General features: G+C 73.1%; 1 pseudogene. It reads left to right on the top strand.

Annotated features, from left to right (window positions below):
- Positions 1-681, top strand: a pseudogene (locus D7X74_RS43490) (serine/threonine protein kinase); the annotation flags it as partial.
- Positions 682-699: the final 18 nt, after the last annotated feature.

Raw genomic sequence — 699 nt, 5'->3', positions numbered from 1 at the left:
ACCGAGGAGTCCGCCCCCAAGGCCGGCGCCTCCGTCAGCGACGCGGAAGCGCGCCGTCCCACCACGCAGGTTCCCGCGCCGGTTCCCACCGAGTGGGTCGTGCCCCAGGATGAAGGCGCCCACTCAGCGCGGCGCTACGTGCCCATCGCCATTGGCGCGGCCGTGCTCCTCGCGGCCGTGGGCGTGGTCATCGCCGTGCGCGCTCCGGAGGTCACTCCTCCGGCGGCCGTCGTCGTGGCCACCCCGCCGCCCACGCCGAAGCCCGTCACGCCAGCGCCTCCGCCGGAGGTCGTCGCGGCGCCCGTGGTGGTGACGCCCCCGCCGCCCGCGGTGGAGACGCCTCCGCCGCCCGTGGTGGAGGACGCGCCGGTGAAGCCGAGCGCGCCCGTCGCGAAGAACGTGACGGTGAAGACCGTCCGGGCGGACACCTCCGCGCCGAGCAAGGGCGGGGACTCCGTGTCCGAGAAGGCCCTCAAGGCGCAGATCCTCGCGCTCGCGGATGAGATCCGGGCCAGTCCCCTGTACGCCAACGACAAGCGCCACAAGGGCTTGTCCCAGCAGACCGCGCTCAACACCGTGGACCGTTTCATCACCCTCCTGGAGAACGCGGAGGGCGCGCAGGATCGCGCGCTCATCCTCAAGGACCTCCGCGAGTGGAAGGCGAACTACCTCAGGAAGTAGTCGCCGCCCCTGGCCCCC

Origin of the sequence: Corallococcus sp. CA047B, from assembly GCF_003612065.1 — a bacterium.
Classification (GTDB): Bacteria; Myxococcota; Myxococcia; order Myxococcales; family Myxococcaceae; genus Corallococcus; species Corallococcus praedator.
Note: the sequence above shows the minus strand (reverse complement) of the source record. Positions and strands in the feature narration are given on the sequence as shown.